The 18,343-nt window shown below is 71.5% G+C and carries 12 protein-coding genes; 9 read left to right on the forward strand and 3 right to left on the reverse strand.

The window, feature by feature from the left end:
* Positions 1-109 precede the first annotated feature (109 nt).
* The 4 genes from ABT170_RS08525 to ABT170_RS08540 all read left to right on the forward strand — a co-directional run bounded on the left by ABT170_RS08525 (position 110) and on the right by ABT170_RS08540 (position 5,254).
* Positions 110-835 (forward strand): ComEA family DNA-binding protein, encoded by a 726-nt coding sequence (locus ABT170_RS08525; protein ID WP_351865171.1) that lies wholly within the window; start codon positions 110-112, stop codon positions 833-835.
* Positions 832-3,543: a ComEC/Rec2 family competence protein gene (locus ABT170_RS08530; protein ID WP_351865174.1), complete on the forward strand. Its 2,712-nt coding sequence runs from the start codon at positions 832-834 to the stop codon at positions 3,541-3,543. The genes ABT170_RS08525 and ABT170_RS08530 overlap by 4 nt, the downstream gene beginning before the upstream one ends.
* 219 nt (positions 3,544-3,762) lie before the next feature.
* Positions 3,763-4,647 (forward strand): YceI family protein, encoded by an 885-nt coding sequence (locus tag ABT170_RS08535; protein ID WP_329943977.1) that lies wholly within the window; start codon positions 3,763-3,765, stop codon positions 4,645-4,647.
* A 64-nt stretch (positions 4,648-4,711) separates the two neighbouring features.
* Positions 4,712-5,254 carry a hypothetical protein gene (locus tag ABT170_RS08540; RefSeq protein WP_351865177.1) on the forward strand — a complete coding sequence of 181 codons (543 nt, stop codon included), beginning with the start codon at positions 4,712-4,714 and terminating at the stop codon, positions 5,252-5,254.
* Here the strand turns inward: ABT170_RS08540 and ABT170_RS08545 are convergent.
* The gene (locus ABT170_RS08545; RefSeq protein WP_329943975.1) at positions 5,251-5,496 is read right to left on the reverse strand and encodes a hypothetical protein; all 246 of its coding nucleotides are present in this window, start codon (positions 5,494-5,496) and stop codon (positions 5,251-5,253) included. The genes ABT170_RS08540 and ABT170_RS08545 overlap by 4 nt on opposite strands.
* 83 nt (positions 5,497-5,579) lie before the next feature.
* Between ABT170_RS08545 and holA the strand changes: the two genes are divergently transcribed.
* Positions 5,580-6,566, forward strand: a complete 987-nt coding sequence (gene holA / locus ABT170_RS08550) for a DNA polymerase III subunit delta (RefSeq protein WP_266930570.1) — start codon at positions 5,580-5,582, stop codon at positions 6,564-6,566.
* 439 nt (positions 6,567-7,005) lie between these two features.
* On the opposite strand, the gene rpsT is transcribed toward holA, so the two are convergent.
* Positions 7,006-7,272 carry a 30S ribosomal protein S20 gene (gene rpsT, locus ABT170_RS08555; protein ID WP_030077886.1) on the reverse strand — a complete coding sequence of 89 codons (267 nt, stop codon included), beginning with the start codon at positions 7,270-7,272 and terminating at the stop codon, positions 7,006-7,008.
* Positions 7,273-7,487: 215 nt separating this feature from the next.
* Between rpsT and lepA the strand changes: the two genes are divergently transcribed.
* The 4 genes from lepA (at position 7,488) to hemW (ending at position 15,224) form a co-directional block, all read left to right on the forward strand.
* The gene (gene lepA, locus ABT170_RS08560) at positions 7,488-9,362 is read left to right on the forward strand and encodes a translation elongation factor 4 (RefSeq protein ID WP_329943974.1); all 1,875 of its coding nucleotides are present in this window, start codon (positions 7,488-7,490) and stop codon (positions 9,360-9,362) included.
* 350 nt (positions 9,363-9,712) lie between these two features.
* Complete coding sequence (locus ABT170_RS08565; protein WP_351865184.1) at positions 9,713-11,602, forward strand: AMP-dependent synthetase/ligase; 1,890 nt, start codon at positions 9,713-9,715, stop codon at positions 11,600-11,602.
* Between the two features lie 257 nt (positions 11,603-11,859).
* Positions 11,860-13,803 (forward strand): SpoIIE family protein phosphatase, encoded by a 1,944-nt coding sequence (locus ABT170_RS08570; protein WP_351865187.1) that lies wholly within the window; start codon positions 11,860-11,862, stop codon positions 13,801-13,803.
* 179 nt (positions 13,804-13,982) lie between these two features.
* Positions 13,983-15,224, forward strand: coding sequence for a radical SAM family heme chaperone HemW (hemW, locus tag ABT170_RS08575; RefSeq protein ID WP_329943971.1), 1,242 nt, complete (start codon positions 13,983-13,985; stop codon positions 15,222-15,224).
* Positions 15,225-15,324: 100 nt separating this feature from the next.
* Here the strand turns inward: hemW and ABT170_RS08580 are convergent, their stop codons facing one another.
* Positions 15,325-18,225: a type 1 periplasmic-binding domain-containing protein gene (locus tag ABT170_RS08580; RefSeq protein ID WP_351865191.1), complete on the reverse strand. Its 2,901-nt coding sequence runs from the start codon at positions 18,223-18,225 to the stop codon at positions 15,325-15,327.
* Positions 18,226-18,343: the final 118 nt, after the last annotated feature.

An 18,343-nucleotide genomic window follows, 5' to 3' on the forward strand; every position in this document is an offset into this window, starting at 1 on the left:
GACGCGGACAGGGACACGGCCGTTACGGGGTTCGGCGCCTCCGGACCGTCCCGGTGCCGCTCCACCCCTCGCACCCTCCGCCGGACGGGGCACGCGCCTGTCACGGCGGATGGGGGCGGTGCTCGCACTCCGCGACAGGCTGCCGCTCTGGCTGCGGCTTCGATGCGGACTGGAGCCGAAGACGTTCGCCGCGCTCGCCGTAGTGCTGGTCGGAGCCGCAGTCCTCGCCACGATGCACTTCTGGACCGTCCGCCCGCAGCCCGTGCGTGCTCCCGAGCTGATGAAGGGAGGCGAAGCGGTATCGGCGGACGTGCGGGAGCCATCGAGCTCCGACGCCGCCGCGCCGCCCATGGGGACGGGCCCGGGACAGCCGGCCGCAGCCGAGGCGGGCGGGCGGATCGTCGTCGATGTGAGCGGCAAAGTGCGGTGGCCGGGTGTCCGGAGTCTGCCGGTGGGTTCCCGGGTCACCGACGCGTTGAAGGCTGCCGGGGGCGTGCGCGAGGGAACGGATGTCACCGGCATCAACAGGGCGAGGGTTCTCATGGACGGTGAGCAAGTGGTGGTGGGACCGGTCGCTGTTCAGCCCGGCTCCGGGACACCGGGCGGCGGCGGGGGTACGCCTGCCGGGCCGCCGGGGGCGACAGTGCCGGTGAGCCTGAACACGGCGAGCGCGGAGCAGCTCGAAACCCTGCCCGGGGTCGGCCCCGTCCTCGCGCAGCACATTGTCGACTACCGCACCGAGCACGGCGGTTACCGCTCCGTCGGCGAACTCCGTCAGGTCAGGGGGATCGGCGACCGCCGGTTCGCGGACCTTGAGCCGCTGGTCCGGCCATGAGCAGTCGCGAGGCGGTGCCCGGGACGGAGCCCGAGGTGACTCCCGGGGCGGGCATCGGCCTTCACCGGGCGTCGGGGCGACGGCTGGGCATCCCGGACCCCCGGCAGGAAGGGGCGGCCGATCTGCGGCTCGTTCCGCCCGCGCTGGCGGTCTGGGCCGCTGCGGCGCTCGGCCTCGGAGCGCCGGGGAGATGGACGGCGGGAGCAGCCGCGGTCTGTGGCGGCGTGGCTCTGGTGCTCCTGGCCATGTCGCGAAGGCCGGCACCGGCGGGCCGACCGGCTCCAGGCGACCGACCGGCTCCAGGCGGCCGACCGGCCTCGGGGGACGAGCGGGAAGCTTCGGTGGACCGGCCGAGGCGGACGGGGGTCGCCGCCGTGGGAGCCGTCCTGCTGTGCGCGGCCGCGGGGGCGGCAACCGCCGGGTTGCACGGGGCGGATGTGCGGCGGGGACCCGTTCCCGCTCTGGCGCTGTCGCACGCGCGGGTGGACGCGGAGGTGACCATCACCTCCGATCCCCGGCAGGCCCGGCCGCAGGTCCGCGGTGAGCGCAGCACCCCTGTGACACTGCTGCTCGACGCCGAGGTCATCCGGGTCACCGCTGCGGACGGTGCCGTCACCCGGGGCAGCACGCCGGTCCTCGTCATGGTCTCGCCCGGCGACGCCGTGACGCCCTGGCGGCGACTGCTGCCCTCCACTCGGCTTCGCCTCACCGGCCGCCTCGCGCCGCCGTCGCACGCGGGGGAACGCATCGCCGCCGTACTGCGGGTGGAGGGGGAGGCGCCACCCCGGATCACCGGGGACCCGTCGCCTCTCCAGCGCACGGCGGGGACTCTGCGCGCCGGGCTGCGCAGGGCCGCCGACGGGCTCGACGCCGACGCGCGGGCGTTGCTCCCGGGTCTCGTGGTCGGCGACACCTCCAGGGTCACGCCCGACCTGCACGAGGCGTTCAAAGCCACCGACCTCACCCACCTGCTGTCCGTGTCGGGAGCCAACCTGTCGGTTCTTCTCTTTCTGCTCATCGGACCACCCGGTACCTCTCTTCGTGCCGAACGACGCGGTCTGGCGCCCCGGTTGGGCCTCTCCCTGCGGTCGACCGCGCTGATCGGCGGTGCTCTGACACTCGCGTTCATCGTTGTCTGCCGCCCCGAACCGAGCGTCCTCCGCGCGGCGGCATGCGGCATGATCACCTTGCTCGCCATCGGAACGGGGCGGCGCAGATCGCTGATTCCCGCCCTGGCGGCGGCTGTTCTGCTTCTGCTGCTGTACGACCCATGGCTGTCGCGCAGTTACGGATTCCTGCTGTCCGTGCTGGCCACGGGCGCGCTGCTCACGCTCGCGCCCCGGTGGAGCGCGGCCCTGCGGCGGCGACGGGTTCCGCCCCGGCTCGCCGAGGTGCTGGCCGCTGCCGCCGCCGCCCAGGCGGTGTGCGCGCCCGTGGTCGTGGTGCTCGCCTCGCGGGTCAGTCTTGTGGCGATCCCCTGCAACCTGCTCGCCGAGTTCGCGGTGGCGCCCGCGACGGTTCTCGGGTTCGCCGCGCTGGCGGTGGCCCCGGTGGCCATGCCGGTGGCCGAGGTGCTGGCCACGGTCGCGGGGTGGCCGGTCGGGTGGATCGCGTCCGTGGCCCGGACCGGGGCGGGCCTGCCCGGAGCGGAGGCCGAGTGGCCCGGAGGATGGGCCGGTGCCGCGTTGCTCGCCGGAGTCACGGGCCTGGTCGCGCTGTCCGCCCGGCGGCTGGCCCGCCATCCGTGGGTCTGCGCCTCCGCCGCGCTGCTTCTGGTCCTCGCGCTGCTGCGGCCGGTGCCGCTGACCCGCATCCTGACCGGCTGGCCACCGTCCGACTGGGCCTTCGCGCTCTGCGACGTCGGGCAGGGCGATGCCATGGTGCTCGCTGCGGGGGAGGGCACGGGGGTGGTCGTCGACACCGGACCCGATCCCCGGCCGGTGGACCGGTGTCTCAGGGATCTGGGGATCACCAGGGTGCCGCTGCTCGTGCTCACCCACTTTCACGCCGACCATGTCCGTGGGCTGCCGGGCGCGTTGCGCGGCCGGACGGTGGGCGCGATCCAGACGACGAGCCTCGACGAGCCACCGGAGCAGGCCGCGTTCGTCCGGAGGACGGCGGCCTTGGCGGGAGTTCCGCTGGTGCGGGCCGTTCCGGGGGAGCACCGCCGCGTGGGACCGCTCGACTGGCGCGTTCTCTGGCCGGGCGGCGGCGGCCCGGCCGGAGCGGTGCCGGCGGTGCCGATGGAGGCGGTGGAGGCGATGACGGGTGCTGCGGTGTCAAGAGGCGCGGTGCCTGGACGTCCGGTGCCTGGGGATACGGGGGCGCGCGCTGTGACGGAGGAGCCGAACGACTCCAGCGTGACTCTGTACGTCCGGGTGGCGGGAGGGCCGACGCTGCTGCTCCTCGGAGATCTCGAACCTCCGTCCCAGCAGGGGCTGTTGCGGAGCCATCCGGCGTTGCCGCGGGTGGATGTCCTCAAGGTGGCGCACCATGGTTCCGCGTTCCAGGACGCCGCGCTGATGCGCAGCGCACGGCCGGGGCTGGCTCTCATCTCCTGCGGCGCGGACAACCCGTACGGCCATCCGTCTGCCCGTACGGTCGACGCGCTCAGGGCCGGGGGAGCGAGGGTGCTGCGTACCGACAGGGACGGCGCCATCGCCGTGACGGGGGCCGGGAAGGAGCTGCGGGCGGTGGGCCGCTCATGATGTCGCGAGTGACGGTCACCGGCGAAAGGGGCAGTCGGCGGCGGAACAGTCAATTGGGACCTTCGGTGATTCCTCCGTACAACCCACTCCGAGACCTCCGTTTGCCTCGAACGTCGCATCAGTGGTCGAATGCATGCTCGTCGGCGGGCCGCTGCTCCGACAACGACGTCCTGCCGGCAGGGGCCCCGAAGTGTGAACCGTCACTGGGGTGCGTGAGAGATGTTCGGCCGTTGGCTGGGAAACAGAAGTCAGACGGGCGCCGTGCGCGGCGGAGCCCTCGCCGGGATCGTGGTGCCCCGGTCCGCGGGTGTGCTCAGCTGTCGGGTGCTGGACCCCGTCAACGAGCCGGTGCGGCAGGCCGAGTACGTCGTGACCGACAGTGCGGGGCGCAAGGTCGTCGCCGGTGAGACCGATCCGTTCGGCACGGTCCTGGCCACCGTTCCGGCGGGCGATTACCGGCTGGCGGTCACGGCCGAGGGGTTCACGCCGTTCCACGGGGCGGCCGTCGTCTCCGAGGACGGGCACGCGAGCCTGGGCGATGTGACCCTCCAGGTGGCGCAGCCCCCGCAGCTGCCCGATCCCGGCGAGTGGGAGGTCGAGCCCAGCCACTCCCAGATCGGCTTCACGGCACGTCATATCGGCATGGCCCGTATCCACGGCAGGTTCAACAACTTCGCCGGCGCGGTACGGATCGCCGATCGCATGGAGGACTCCGCCATGCATGTGGTCATCGACGCCGCGTCGATCGACACCAACGTCCAGATGCGTGACGACCATCTGCGCTCAAGCGACTTCCTCGATGTCGGGCGCTTCCCGACCCTGGAGTTCTACAGCGACCGCTTCGTTCACCGGGGCGGGAGCCGCTGGGGTGTCACGGGTGCGCTCACACTGCACGGCGTCAGCCGCACGGTGACGCTGGACACCCAGTACCTCGGTGTGGGCAACGGACTGGAAGGGGAGGTTCGCGCCGCCTGTCGCGCCACCACCGAACTGCATCGTGAGGACTTCACCCTCACCTGGCAGACGATGCTCGCCCGCGGAATCGCCGCGGTCGGCTCCAGTATCTCCATCGACATGGACATCCAGATCGTCCCCAAGAGCTGAACTGGCATATGCCAAATGGGAACGATGGTTACCCGTCTCGCATTTGGTAACTATGGTTGTCGCTATGACGACGTCGGAGATCACCGAAGCGGAACAGGCAGCCCTCGGCACCGCCCTCCTGGACGCGCTCAACCCGCTCGCCTCGGCCATGCGCGCCCGAGCCACCGGGCTTCCCGAGCAGCGGATGTGGGACGCGGACCCCATTGATGTGACCCTGTCGGTTCTCGCCACCTGGAAGGTGGTGGACGCCGAGGTCAAGCGGCTGACGGCGATGGCGGCGAGGACCGCCGGTTCCTACGGCGCGAGCTATGAGCAGATGGGCGCCGCCTGGGGCATCACCCGGCAGGGTGCCCGCAAGAAGTGGCCCGATGCCATCGACAGGCCCGTGGCCGCGCGGGCGAGCGCCGTCGAACTCTGCGGCGGCACCGCGGAATTGGTGCCGGACCCGGTGTCCGGCGGCTGGCGGTGGACCGGGCGTGGCGCCGACGGGACGCGCGGCGGGACCGACGACACCACGTGCCATGCCACGAAGGAGGAGGCCGCCGCCCACGCGGGCGCGTTCCTCGGCGAGCACGCGGCCGAGCGGCCCGGGACGGACACGCCCTAAGGAGCCTCCAGCCACCCCTCGTACTCGGCGGCGAACGCGTCGAGCGAGGCGGAGTCCAGCCGCCCGCCCGGGTCCTCCACGACCACCAGCCACTGGGCGTCCTCGGCGTCGTCCTCGCCGGCCAGCGCGTCCCGTACGAGCTGTGGCTCCTCACTCACCCCGAAACGGTCGGCGAGCTCTCCGGCCACCTCCTCCGCGGCATCGCGGTCGGGCAGCACCAGCACATGTCTCACATCGCTCACCTGCCCATTCTCCGGTACGGGGAGGGGTGCGCGGGACCCCGGCGGCCCCGTGCTGTCAGTGGGGCGTGGGATGCTGGAACGCGATGGCCACCAGGAAGAATTCTGCCGATGATCCGCTCGCCCCCGTCACGCTCGCCGTGGGCCAGGAGGACCTCCTCCTGGACCGTGCGGTGCAGCAGGTGGTGGCGGCGGCCCGTGCCGCCGACGCCGATACGGACGTCCGCGACCTCAGCTCCGACCAGTTGCAGCCCGGCACGCTCGCCGAGCTGACCAGCCCCTCGCTCTTCGCCGAGCGCAAGGTGGTCATCGTGCGCAACGCGCACGATCTCTCCGCCGACACCGTCAAGGACGTCAAGGCGTATGTGAACGCGCCGGTCGAGGAGATCACCCTCGTCCTGCTGCACGCCGGGGGCGCCAAGGGCAAGGGCCTCCTGGACGCCGCGCGGAAGGCCGGGGCGCGAGAGGTGGCCTGCCCGAAGACGACCAAGGCGGCCGAGCGGCTCTCCTTCGTGAGGTCCGAGTTCCGGGCACTGGGGCGTTCCGCGACACCCGAGGCCTGCCAGGCCCTGGTCGACTCCATCGGCAGCGATCTGCGGGAGCTGGCCAGTGCGGCGTCCCAGCTGGTCGCCGATGTCGAGGGCACGATCGACGAAGCGGTCGTCGGGCGCTACTACACGGGCCGCGCCGAGGCGTCCTCGTTCACCGTCGCCGACCGGGCGGTCGAGGGACGGGCCGCAGAGGCGCTGGAGGCGCTGCGCTGGTCGCTGTCGACCGGGGTCGCGCCGGTCCTGATCACCAGTGCGCTGGCCCAGGGAGTGCGGGCGATCGGCAAGCTGTCCTCGGCCAGGGGCGGCCGGCCCGCCGACCTCGCCCGTGAGCTGGGCATGCCGCCGTGGAAGATCGACCGGGTGCGTCAGCAGATGCGTGGCTGGACTCCGGACGGGGTCGCCGTGGCCCTGCGGGCCGTCGCGGCGGCCGACGCGGGAGTCAAGGGCGGCGGGGACGATCCGGAGTACGCCCTGGAGAAGGCCGTCGTGGCGATCGCACGGGCGGCGCGGTCAGGGCGTTAGCCGCCCCTCCCGGCTGTCTGCCGGTCACGTCACCGGGAAACGGGGCCGGTCCCACGGCTCACCAGGAACGGACCGGTCCCACAGCGCCAGGACCGGGACCGGTCCCACAGCGCCAGGACCGGGACCGGTCCCACGTCATCGGGACGGGACCGGTCGCAGTACCAGGAACCGTGGCACCGGTCACGGCGCCCCGGATGCGCAGCCGCAAGCCGCAAGCCGCAAGCCGCAAGCCGCAAGCGGCGCGCTCACGCGAAAGCCGCGCGCCCACGCGAAAGCCCCGGTCGCCGTCCTGGGGAGGACGGACGACCGGGGCTTCCGGTTCACACTGGTGTGCGCCGCACCCGCGTGGCGAACGCAGGTTCGGTGTGCGGCGCGGGGTGCCGGTCAGGAGCGGGAGAGAGGGCCCGCTGGGTCCGTACCGGCGTTCACATCAGAAAGCTCAGGCCTGGAGAGCGGCAACCTTGGAGGCCAGCGCCGACTTCTTGTTGGCGGCGGCGTTCTTGTGGATGACACCCTTCGAGACAGCCTTGTCGAGCTGACGGGAGGCGTCGCGGACGGCCGTGGTGGCCTTCTCGACGTCACCGGCAGCGGCGGCCTCACGGGCCTTGCGGATCGCGGTCTTGAGCGACGACTTGACGGCCTTGTTGCGCAGGCGCGCCTTCTCGTTGGTCTTGTTCCGCTTGATCTGGGACTTGATGTTCGCCACGAAAGAGCCTTTTCAGGTTCGTTGGATCTTCGATGTGCGCCACGCCGCTCGTGAGAGCCACGAGGCACAGCTGTCAACGGTACCAGCCACCCTATGACCGGCCCAAACCGCTCCCTGCCCCGCAACCATGGGACGATGGAAGCTACGTATTGATCCGACCGACCCGACATCGACCCGAGACACGGCGTTCGGCGTCTCAAGAATCAGGACCCTGCGTGCCCGCGACTCCTCTCCACGTGCCCGAGCCGAGCCGTACCGACCCGGCGCTGATCCGCAACTTCTGCATCATCGCGCACATCGACCACGGCAAGTCGACCCTTGCCGACCGGATGCTTCAGCTGACGGGTGTGGTCGACCAGCGGCAGATGCGCGCTCAGTACCTCGACCGGATGGACATCGAGCGCGAGCGCGGAATCACCATCAAGTCCCAGGCGGTCCGTCTGCCCTGGGCGCCGACCACCGCGGAGGGCAAGGGCAGCACCCATGTCCTCAACATGATCGACACCCCGGGCCACGTGGACTTCACCTACGAGGTCTCCCGCTCGCTCGCCGCCTGCGAGGGCACCGTCCTGCTGGTCGACGCGGCGCAGGGCATCGAGGCCCAGACGCTCGCCAACCTCTATCTGGCGATGGAGAACGACCTCACCATCGTTCCGGTGCTCAACAAGATCGACCTGCCCGCCGCGCAGCCCGAGAAGTTCTCCGAGGAACTGGCGAACCTCATCGGCTGCCAGCCGGAGGACGTCCTCAAGGTCTCGGCGAAGACCGGCGTCGGGGTGGACGCCCTGCTCGACCGCGTGGTCCGGGACGTGCCCGCCCCGGTCGGCAAGGCCGACGCCCCCGCCCGCGCGATGATCTTCGACTCGGTCTACGACTCGTACCGCGGTGTCGTGACCTACGTCCGTGTCGTCGACGGCCAGCTCAACAAGCGCGAGCGCATCCGGATGATGTCCACGGGCGCCACCCACGAGCTGCTGGAGATCGGTGTCTCCTCCCCGGAGATGACCCCGGCCGACGGCATCGGCGTGGGTGAGGTGGGCTACATCATCACCGGTGTGAAGGACGTCCGGCAGTCCAAGGTCGGTGACACGATCACCTCCCTCAGCAACGGTGCGACCGAGGCGCTCGGCGGCTACAAGGACCCCAAGCCGATGGTGTTCTCGGGGCTGTACCCGCTGGACGGCTCGGACTATCCGGACCTGCGCGAGGCGCTGGACAAGCTCCAGCTCAACGACGCCGCCCTGGTGTACGAGCCGGAGACCTCCGCGGCGCTCGGCTTCGGCTTCCGCGTCGGCTTCCTCGGGCTGCTCCACCTCGACGTGGTCCGTGAGCGGCTGGAGCGCGAGTTCGGTCTCGACCTCATCGCCACCGCCCCGAACGTGGTCTACCGCGTCGAGATGGAGGACGGCGCCGAGCACATCGTCACCAACCCGAGCGAGTTCCCCGAGGGCAAGATCGACAAGGTGCACGAGCCCGTCGTGCGCGCCACGGTCCTGGCCCCCAGCGAGTTCATCGGCGCGATCATGGAGCTGTGCCAGAACCGGCGCGGCACCCTGCTCGGCATGGACTACCTGTCCGAGGACCGGGTCGAGATCCGCTACACCCTGCCGCTCGCCGAGATCGTCTTCGACTTCTTCGACCAGCTGAAGTCCAAGACCCGCGGTTACGCCTCGCTCGACTACGAGCCCACCGGCGAGCAGTCGGCCCAGCTCGTCAAGGTCGACATCCTGCTGCACGGCGACAAGGTCGACGCGTTCTCCGCGGTCACGCACAAGGACAAGGCGTACGCGTACGGCGTGCGGCTCGTCGCCAAGCTGCAGAAGCTCATCCCGCGGCAGAACTTCGAGGTGCCGATCCAGGCGGCCATCGGCTCCCGGGTCATCGCCCGTGAGACCGTCCGCGCCATCCGCAAGGACGTCCTCGCCAAGTGTTACGGCGGTGACATCTCCCGTAAGCGGAAGCTGCTGGAGAAGCAGAAGGAGGGCAAGAAGCGGATGAAGATGGTCGGCAATGTGGAGGTCCCGCAGGACGCCTTCATCTCCGTGCTCTCGACGGACGAGTCGGCCGGCGAGGCCAAGGGCAAGAAGTAGCCCCCCGGTTCGTACCGATGAGTAGCCCAACGGGCCCCCGTGCCGCAGAACCCTGCGGCACGGGGGCCCGTTCGTTATGAAGCGGCGGCCCATTGCCTCTTACGCGGCGGTCCCGCGCGCCTTACCCTGATCACGACTCGTTGGTTACTCGCCAGTTAAACAAGCGTGTCCGGACGGGACCCCCGAGCCGGACGGGACGCCCGAGCCGGTGCGCCGGCGCGGACGGCGCACGGGAGTCAGCAGCACGCGCAGGACGAGAAGCAGGAACCGCAGCCAGAAGAAGAAGCAGAAGCAGCAGCCGCATACCAAGAAGCCGGTCGAAGCAATGCCGCAGGCCCGGAGGACGCGTCGTGAGCGACACACAGACCTTGATCGATAACCGACCGCCCTCTGTGGCGACTCTCTTCATCGACCGCGTGGCGGCCACCCCGGACGGGGAGGCGTACCGCTACCCGGTGCCCGCGGCCTCGGGCGGGGGGCGCGACGAGTGGAAGTCGCTGAGCTGGGGGCAGGCCGCCGAGCGGGTCTACGCGATCGCCGCCGGGCTGATCGCGCTCGGGGTGCAGCCGGAGCAGCGCATCGCGCTCGCCTCCTCCACCCGGGTGGAGTGGGTCCTCATCGACCTCGGTGTGATGTGCGCGGGCGGTGCGACCACCACGATCTACCCTTCCACCAACACCGAGGAGTCCGCGTTCATCCTGGCGGACTCCTCCAGCCGGGTCCTGATCGCGGAGGACGCCGCGCAGCTGGCGAAGGCCCGTGAGGCCCGCGCCGATCTCCCGGGCCTCGGCCACGTCGTGGTCATCGACCCGGAGGGCGTCGAGCCCGCCGAGGACGACCCGGAGGGCTGGATCCTCACTCTCGCCGAGCTGGAGGCCCGGGGCGCCGAGCACCTGGCGAAGCACCCGGACGCGATCACCGAGCGGGTCTCCGCCATCACGGCCGACCAGCTGGCCACCTTGATCTACACCTCGGGCACCACGGGCCGTCCCAAGGGCGTACGGCTTCCGCACGACAACTGGTCGTACATGGCCAAGGCCACCGTGGCGACCGGTCTCATCACCGCGGACGACGTGCAGTACCTCTGGCTGCCCCTCGCGCACGTCTTCGGCAAGGTCCTCACCTCCGGCCAGATCGAGGTCGGTCACGTGACCGCGATCGACGGCCGGATCGACAAGATCATCGAGAATCTGCCGGTCGTCCAGCCGACCTATATGGCCGCCGTCCCCCGGATCTTCGAGAAGGTCTACAACGGGGTCGCCTCCAAGGCGCGGGCCGGTGGCGGAGCCAAGTACAAGATCTTCCTGTGGGCGGCGGGCGTCGCCCGGGAGTACGCGAAGGTCTCCCAGGACAACTTCCGGCGCACCGGCAAGGCGTCCGTCCCCTTCGCGCTCGGCGCCAAGCACAAGGTCGCCGACGCGCTCGTCTTCGCCAAGATCCGTGATGCCTTCGGCGGCCGGCTGCGCGCCTGTATCTCCGGTTCGGCGGCGCTCGCCCCCGACATCGGCTACTTCTTCGCCGGGGCCGGGGTCCACATCCTGGAGGGCTACGGTCTGACGGAGACCAGCGCCGCATCCTTCTGCAACCCGGGCGAGGCCTACCGCACCGGCACCGTCGGCAAGCCGCTTCCCGGCACCGAGGTGAGGATCGCGGACGACGGCGAGGTCCTGCTGCGCGGTCCCGGCGTCATGCAGGGCTACCACCAGCAGCCCGAGAAGACCGCCGAGGTCCTGGAGTCGGACGGCTGGCTGCACACCGGCGACATCGGTGAGCTGTCCGTGGACGGCTATCTGCGGATCACCGACCGCAAGAAGGACCTCATCAAGACGTCCGGCGGCAAGTACGTCGCCCCGGCGGAGGTCGAGGGCCAGTTCAAGGCGGTGTGCCCGTTCGTCTCCAACATCCTGGTGCACGGCGCGGACCGTAACTTCTGTTCCGCGCTCATCGCCCTCGACGGGCCCACCATCCTGGGCTGGGCCGCCGAGAACGGCATGGAGGGCAAGTCGTACGCCGAGGTGGTGGCGGCACCCGCGACGGTCGAGCTCATCGAGGGCTATGTGAAGCGCCTCAACGAGGGCCTTCAGCGCTGGCAGACCATCAAGAAGTTCCGTCTGCTGCCGCGCGACCTCGATGTCGAGCACGGCGAACTGACCCCCAGCCTCAAGCTGAAGCGGCCGGTCGTCGAGCGCGCGTACAAGCCGCTCATCGAGGAGATGTACGCGGGCTCGCGCGAAGCGTGACGCCCGCGCCGCACGGCGCGGGGTGGCCGTGCGGCGGTACGCGTGTGGCGGGGGATGACGGCGGTGCGGGCGGGAACGGCAGACTGTGCACGGGTCTGCCGTCCGTCCGGTCCGCGACGTTCCTCTTTGTGTCGCATTACGTTCGCACGTGCTCGAATTTCTGCCCACTTCGGTAACTCGGTGCTTATGTACGCGCTCGGTCTGTCACGCTGTCGTTGTTGTCGGCGGCGTTTCGTCAGACCGGTAGGAGCCGCACCGTGGGGCCCATTCCCTTGCAGCGGGACATCGTTCACCGTCCCGGCACCACCGGTGCCGGCCATTTCGACGACCCTCGCCTGGTCAGTTGCACGAGCCTGCCCGGAATACCTCTCGCCCCGTCCGCGGCGCGCAAGTTCGTGCGCGCCGCGCTCGCCGAGTGGACCGGGACCGGGGTGCCCGCCGCCGCGGGCTTCACCGACCGGCTGGCCGACGACGCGGTGACCGTCGCCAACGAGCTGGTCACCAACGCGGTCGTGCACGCGGGCACGACCGTCGACCTGGTCCTGCGTCTGGAGGAGGCGGGCGACGAGGAGCCCGCGGCCCTGCTGCTGGAGGTCACCGACCACCACCCGGCCCGCGCGGTGAGCGGGGAGCCGTCCGGGACCGCGGCCGGTCCTTCACCCACCGAGCGGCCGGACCCCGCCGAGTACGGCCGCGGACTGCAACTCGTCGCCACGCTCGCCGAAGCCTGGGGCATCACCTACCGCACCGGCCGCAAGACCGTCTGGGCCCGCCTTCCCGTCGACGGCTGGACCGCCCCGCCCCTCCCGTCCGAGGAGGACACCCTGCTGCGCGGTCTGCGGGCCGCCGAGATCCTCGCCCCCGCCGCGGGGCGCGCCGATCGCGACGACGCGGGCTGGGACAGCCGGGGCGCGCTCTCCTTCCTCGCCGAGGCGTCCGACCTGCTGGCGGGCCAGCTCGACGAGGACCTCGTGGCGGCCATAGCGGGTCAGCTGCTGGTGCCCAGGCTCGCCGACTGGTGCGCGATCTGGCTGGAGAGCGAGGGCGCGGGGCCTGCCGCGGCACCCCGGCTCGCCCGCGTCTGGCACTGCGACGAGACCGGCACCGAGTCCTTGCGGACGGTGCTGGAGAAGGAGCCCCTCCGGCTGCCCGGCAGCGCCGGTTCCGGACCCGTGTCCGTGCCGTGGCCCACCGGCGACGGCGCCTTCGCGGGGGAGCCGGCCACGGAGCCCGGCGCCCGGGACGGGGCCGCCCTCGCGTTCCGGATCACCACGGGCGGCCGTTCGCTGGGCGCCGTACTCGTCGGCCGGGAAGGCGTCTCCCGGGTGCCCGACGAGGCGGTCGCGCTGATCGAGGACTTCGTACGCCGCCTCGGCCTCGCCGTCGGCGCCGCCCGCGCCTACACCCGGCAGGCCACCATCAGCCGCATCCTCCAGCGCGGCCTGCTGCCCAGCAAGGTCGCCGAGATCCCCGGAGTCACCAGCGCACTGGTCTACGAGCCGAGCGACGACGGTGTGGTCGGGGGCGACTTCTACGACATCTTCCCGTGCCCCGGGGACCGCTGGTGCTTCGTCCTCGGCGATGTCCAGGGGAGCGGCCCCGAGGCCGCGGTCGTCACCGGGCTCGCCCGCCCGTGGCTGCGGCTCCTGTCCCGGGAGGGCTTCGGCGTCGGCGAGGTCCTGGACCGGCTCAACCGGCTGCTCCTCGACGACGCCATGGAGGCCGCCGAGGCCGCGGCCCTGATGGTCGCGGCGGCCGGCGGGCAGCAGCTCCAGGACGGCTCCCAGTCCCGGTTCCTCTCCCTGCTGTACGGGGAGATCGTCCCGCTCCCGGACGGCGGGGTGCGCTGCACCGTGGCCAGCGCGGGCCACCCGCTGCCCCTGCTGCTGCGTCCCGACGGCTCCGTGCGCCCCGCCGCCGATCCCCAGGTGCTGCTCGGCGTCGTCGAGGACGTGGCGTACGAGAGCCAGAGCTTCGATCTGGCGCCCGGTGACGCGCTGCTCTGCGTCACCGACGGGGTGACCGAGCGGCGCTCGGGGCGGCTCCTGTTCGACGACGGGGACGGGCTCGCCCGGGTGCTGTCCGGCTGCGCGGGGCTGCCCGCGGAGACCATCGCGGACCGGATCAAACGGGCCGTCCACGAGTTCGCCGAGCTGCCGCCGGACGACGACGTGGCCCTGATGGTGCTCCGGGCCGACTGAGGACGGCCGGGGGCCCCGGCCCGCACCCCCGACCACCGGCCCGCACCCCCGACCCCTGTCCCCCGACCCTCGGCCCGCACCCTTTGACCCCCGGCCCCCGGCCCCTTGGTCTGTCGGCCCCGCACCGGACGGCGGCCGGACGGGTCGGCCGGTCGGGGGCGGTCCGGCGGCGAGTGACAATGGACGGTATGCCTTCCGTACTGCCCGATGGTGAGCCCGTGCCCGACGACGGGGCGCTGCCCCGCCACGCCCTGGAAGGCGCCGCCGGCCGCCCGCTCGGCTTCTACCTGCATGTGCCCTACTGCGCCACCCGCTGCGGCTACTGCGATTTCAACACCTACACCGCCACCGAGCTGCGCGGCTCCGGTGGAGCCCTGGCCTCCCGCGACAACTACGCCACGCACCTGATCGAGGAGGTCCGCCAGGCCCGCAAGGTCCTGGGCGAGGACCCCCGGCCGGTCCGGACCGTGTTCGTCGGCGGCGGCACCCCCACGCTGCTGCCCGCCGCCGATCTCGTACGGATGCTGGCGGCGATCCGTGACGAGTTCGGACTCGCGGACGACGCCGAGATCACCACCGAGGCCAACCCGGAGTCCGTCGGCCCCGCCTATCTGGCCGAGCTGCGGGAGGGCGGCTTCAACCGGGTCTCCTTCGGCATGCAGAGCGCCCGGCAGCACGTCCTGAAGATCCTGGACCGTACACACACCCCCGGGCGCCCCGAAGCCTGTGTGGCCGAGGCTCGGGCGGCGGGCTTCGACCACGTCAATCTCGACCTGATCTACGGCACGCCCGGCGAGTCCGACGACGACTGGCGGGCCTCCCTGGACGCGGCCATCGGCGCGGGCCCCGACCATGTGTCGGCCTATGCCCTGATCGTCGAGGAGGGCACCCAGCTCGCCCGGCGCATCCGGCGCGGCGAGATCCCGATGACCGACGACGACGCGCACGCCGACCGGTACCTGATCGCGGACGAGGCGATGGCCGCCGCGGGCTTCTCCTGGTACGAGGTGTCCAACTGGGCCCGGACGCCCGAAGGCCGCTGCCTGCACAACGAGCTGTACTGGCGCGGCGCCGACTGGTGGGGTGCCGGGCCGGGCGCGCACAGCCACGTGGGCGGCGTGCGCTGGTGGAACGTGAAGCACCCGGGGGCGTACGCACAGGCCCTGGCCGAGGGCCGCTCACCCGGGGCCGGGCGCGAGATCCTCGCCGACGAGGACCGCCGGGTCGAGCGGATCCTGCTGGAACTGCGGCTGCGCGAGGGCTGCCCGCTGTCGCTGCTCAGGCCGGACGGCCTCGCCGCGTCGCGCCGGGCGCTCACGGACGGGCTGCTGGAGACCGGCCCGTACGAGGAGGGGCGCGCGGTCCTCACCCTGCGCGGACGGCTGCTCGCCGACGCGGTGGTGCGGGACCTGGTGGACTGAGGCCCCCACGGCCCCTCACGGCTCCCACGGCCCCACGCCCCGCTCACACGGCCCCACAGTCCGCCCCGGAAGCCCGGAAGCCCGGAAGCCGCGCGGGCCCCTACGGCTTGCAGTCCTTCGCCGTCAGGGCCGTCGGTATCCCCGCCGGTTTGCCGCACAGCACGGTCCGCACGGCCTCCGGCCCGGGGCGGACCACCTTGATGATGTTGAGGCCGTGCATGTTCTCGGAGACGGAGGCCTTCTCCCTGCTGAAGGTGATCGTCCCGGTGGGCATGTTGTTGAGTTCGACCGTGTGCAGCGTCGCCCAGGTCTCCGCGGCACTCCTGCGGGTGTCACCGCGGGCGGCGGCGTTGTACAGGGCGGCCGTCGCGCTGTAGGCCATGATGGTCTGCCCGCTGGCGAACAGTTCGTCGTCGTGCGCGGGCGTGCCCGTCGGCAGCGCCTTCAGTTCCTTGTCGGGGTGCAGGGCGCCGAGCGACCTGCGGGCATCGCGGTAGAACCCGGGGTTGCCGCCCTTGTCCAGCGGGGCCAGCGAGCTGTGGTAGAGCGTGACGTTCCTGGCGATGGCCGTGCTGTCCTCGAAGGTGCCCTTCGTCAGGTCGTCCCCCGTGAACACCGTCATGGGTTTGCCGGAGCAGCCCGTGTTCTCCGAGAGCTCCTTCATCAGGTTCGGGACGTCCTCGACGCGGCCGGCGAAGTACAGGGCGTCCGGTACCGGTTTCTGCTCGCACAGGCTGGTCACCGGGCCGTTGAGGCCGGCGCCGCCGGAGATCTTGTACGTGACGTCGTCGCCGACGTCGAAGCCGGCCTTCTTGAGCATCTTCCGTCCGGCATCGCGCTGTTCGGCCGTGTACCTGTCCTTGTCGCCGTTGCGCAGTGCCCGGGACAGGACGAGTGCGTGCGGGGTGAGCTTCTTCTTCCTGAGCCTGTCGGCGATCTGCCGGGCGACCAGGCCCAGCGCGTACGCCTGTTCCTCGTCGGTCGCGGCGAGGCCGAAGTAGTTCGGGTGGGTGAGGGGCAGATCGCTGCTCGAATTGGTGGTGTCGACCAGCGCGAGCCCGGCGGTCCTGAGCAGATCGGTGGCGGTTTCGCTCTCCTGGGTGTTGCGGCCGAAGCCGACCACGCCCACGACGCTCGGGTCCCGCTCGGCCACCTCGACGATCTTCTTCACCGCGGTCATCTGGCGGAGCATGTCCTGGCCGCCGTTGGCCGTGAGGACCCGCAGTTTGACGGGCCCCCGTACCGTCTTGTTCATGGCGTGCTGGAGGAGATAGACACCCGTGAGCTCCTCAAGTCCCTTGCGGGTCAGGCTCTCGTCGCCGTTCCTGGCGGTGAGTGGACCCGCGTAGACGGCGGTCACGAAGTTCTCACCCGGCTCGATGTCGGCGTTCTCCTCGCGGATCGCCCGCTCGATCCGCTCGAAGGTGATGCCCTTGCCCACCCCGTTCAGCCCCAGGTCGTTGCCCCGGGCGAAGAGCACCTCGGGGGAGGTGGCCACACCGACGCACTCCCTGTCGTCACCGGACCCGCTCCAGATCGCGTCCGTGTTGCGGTCGGTCAGCGGTCCGTGGCAGTACTCGTTCTGCCAGTGCACGCTCCACAGGAAGGTCCCCAGCAGACTGCCCACGAGGACGAACACGACGGCCGTCCGCGACATCAGCCACCAGGCCCAGGTCCTGCCGACCCGGCAGGTGACGAGTTCCGCGTGCGCGTGCTCATGGGTCAGCTTGGCCGTGGACAGCGGCAGCCGGAGCACCCAGGCGAGCGTCGCGGCGGCGACGGGGGACTGGCCCAGGCTCAGTGTGTCGACCCAGCGGTCGTAACGGGCCCGCGCCGCCGCGGAACCCGCGGCGCTGTTCGCCGGGGGCTGCTCCGGGGGCAGCGGCGGTGTGTGCCGCATGATCTGGGCGGCCGGCAGGGAGGCCAGCAGAAGCAGCGGGTCCACCTCGCTGCGCCGTGAACGTACGTTGTTGATCGCGTTGATCAGCAGGATCCCGCCGTTGTCATGGGTGGCCCTGGGCAGGAACACCACCGGCGGGACCGTGCGCTTGCTGCGCCGCCAGTCCAGGGTGTGCGGGCGGTAGTTGTGCAGCAGGTCCTCCAGCAGCGCCTGGACCCGCAGCTCCAGATGGAACTGGCGCGCGTGCTCGACGCCCGGGTGGTCGTCCTGGTGCGCGTCGGCCACCCGCTCGGCGACCGCCGCCGCACGTGCCCGGATCACCCGCCAGGAGCCGCTGGGCGAGAGGCGCGACCAGCCGTCCGAGGGGTGCCCCGTACTGGACGCGGCCAGCGAGGACGTGGTCGCGAACCACCGGCTGGCCCGGCGCAGCCACAGCAGCGGCGGGGCGGCGTTGCTGAGCAGCCGTACGACCGCCAGACCGAGCAGCGAGGCGGCCGCCACCACGGCGGTCAGCAGCCAGCTGATCTCGCCGAGCACCCCGGTGAGCGCCGCGATGAAGGCGGCGCCCGCGAACGTCTCCGGCCGGACCGAGTTCCGCAGGGAGTACCACGGGTCGCTGCTCCGCGGCCGGCCGGTCCGCCAGCGCAGCTGGCCCAGCTGCTCCAGGATCCTCTCCTCGCGCCCGCGCGCCGAGCCGCCGCCGGGCTGGGAGATGACTGTCGCGGTGGCCTGCTCGATGGCGCCGAGGAGGCGCGAGCGGGGGAAGGAGAAGGGCTTGTACTGCGAGTTCTTCCGGGTCTCCCACGGTTCCTCGGTCAGTGTGCGCACCATGTCGAGCGCCGCCTCGTACGCCTTCGAGGAGTCGCCGTCGAGCAGCCGCACGGGGACCCTGCGCAACGCGTTGGCCTCGTGGATCTGGCGCACGATCTGCTCGACCCGGTCGTCGGTCTCGGGCCCGACATCGGCGTCGGCCGCCTGGGCGACCACCAGCGGCATCACCGGCCGGTTGACCTTGTACTGGTCGATCAGGTGCTGCATCAGGTGGAAGACGGCGGAGGCCGCCTCGTTCTCCGCACTGCCCTGCCAGACCTCGCGCGTCATAGCCCCCGTGCCTCCCCGTCGCCCGCCGTGCCCCTCTCCTCTCCTCAATAGCCGACGGTACTCATGCGGCGCAGGTGTTCACCGGGATCGGTATCGGATCCTCGTCAACGGCCCCGGC

Source organism: Streptomyces sp. NPDC001787 (genome assembly GCF_040297465.1).
In the GTDB taxonomy this organism is placed as follows: Bacteria; Actinomycetota; Actinomycetes; order Streptomycetales; family Streptomycetaceae; genus Streptomyces.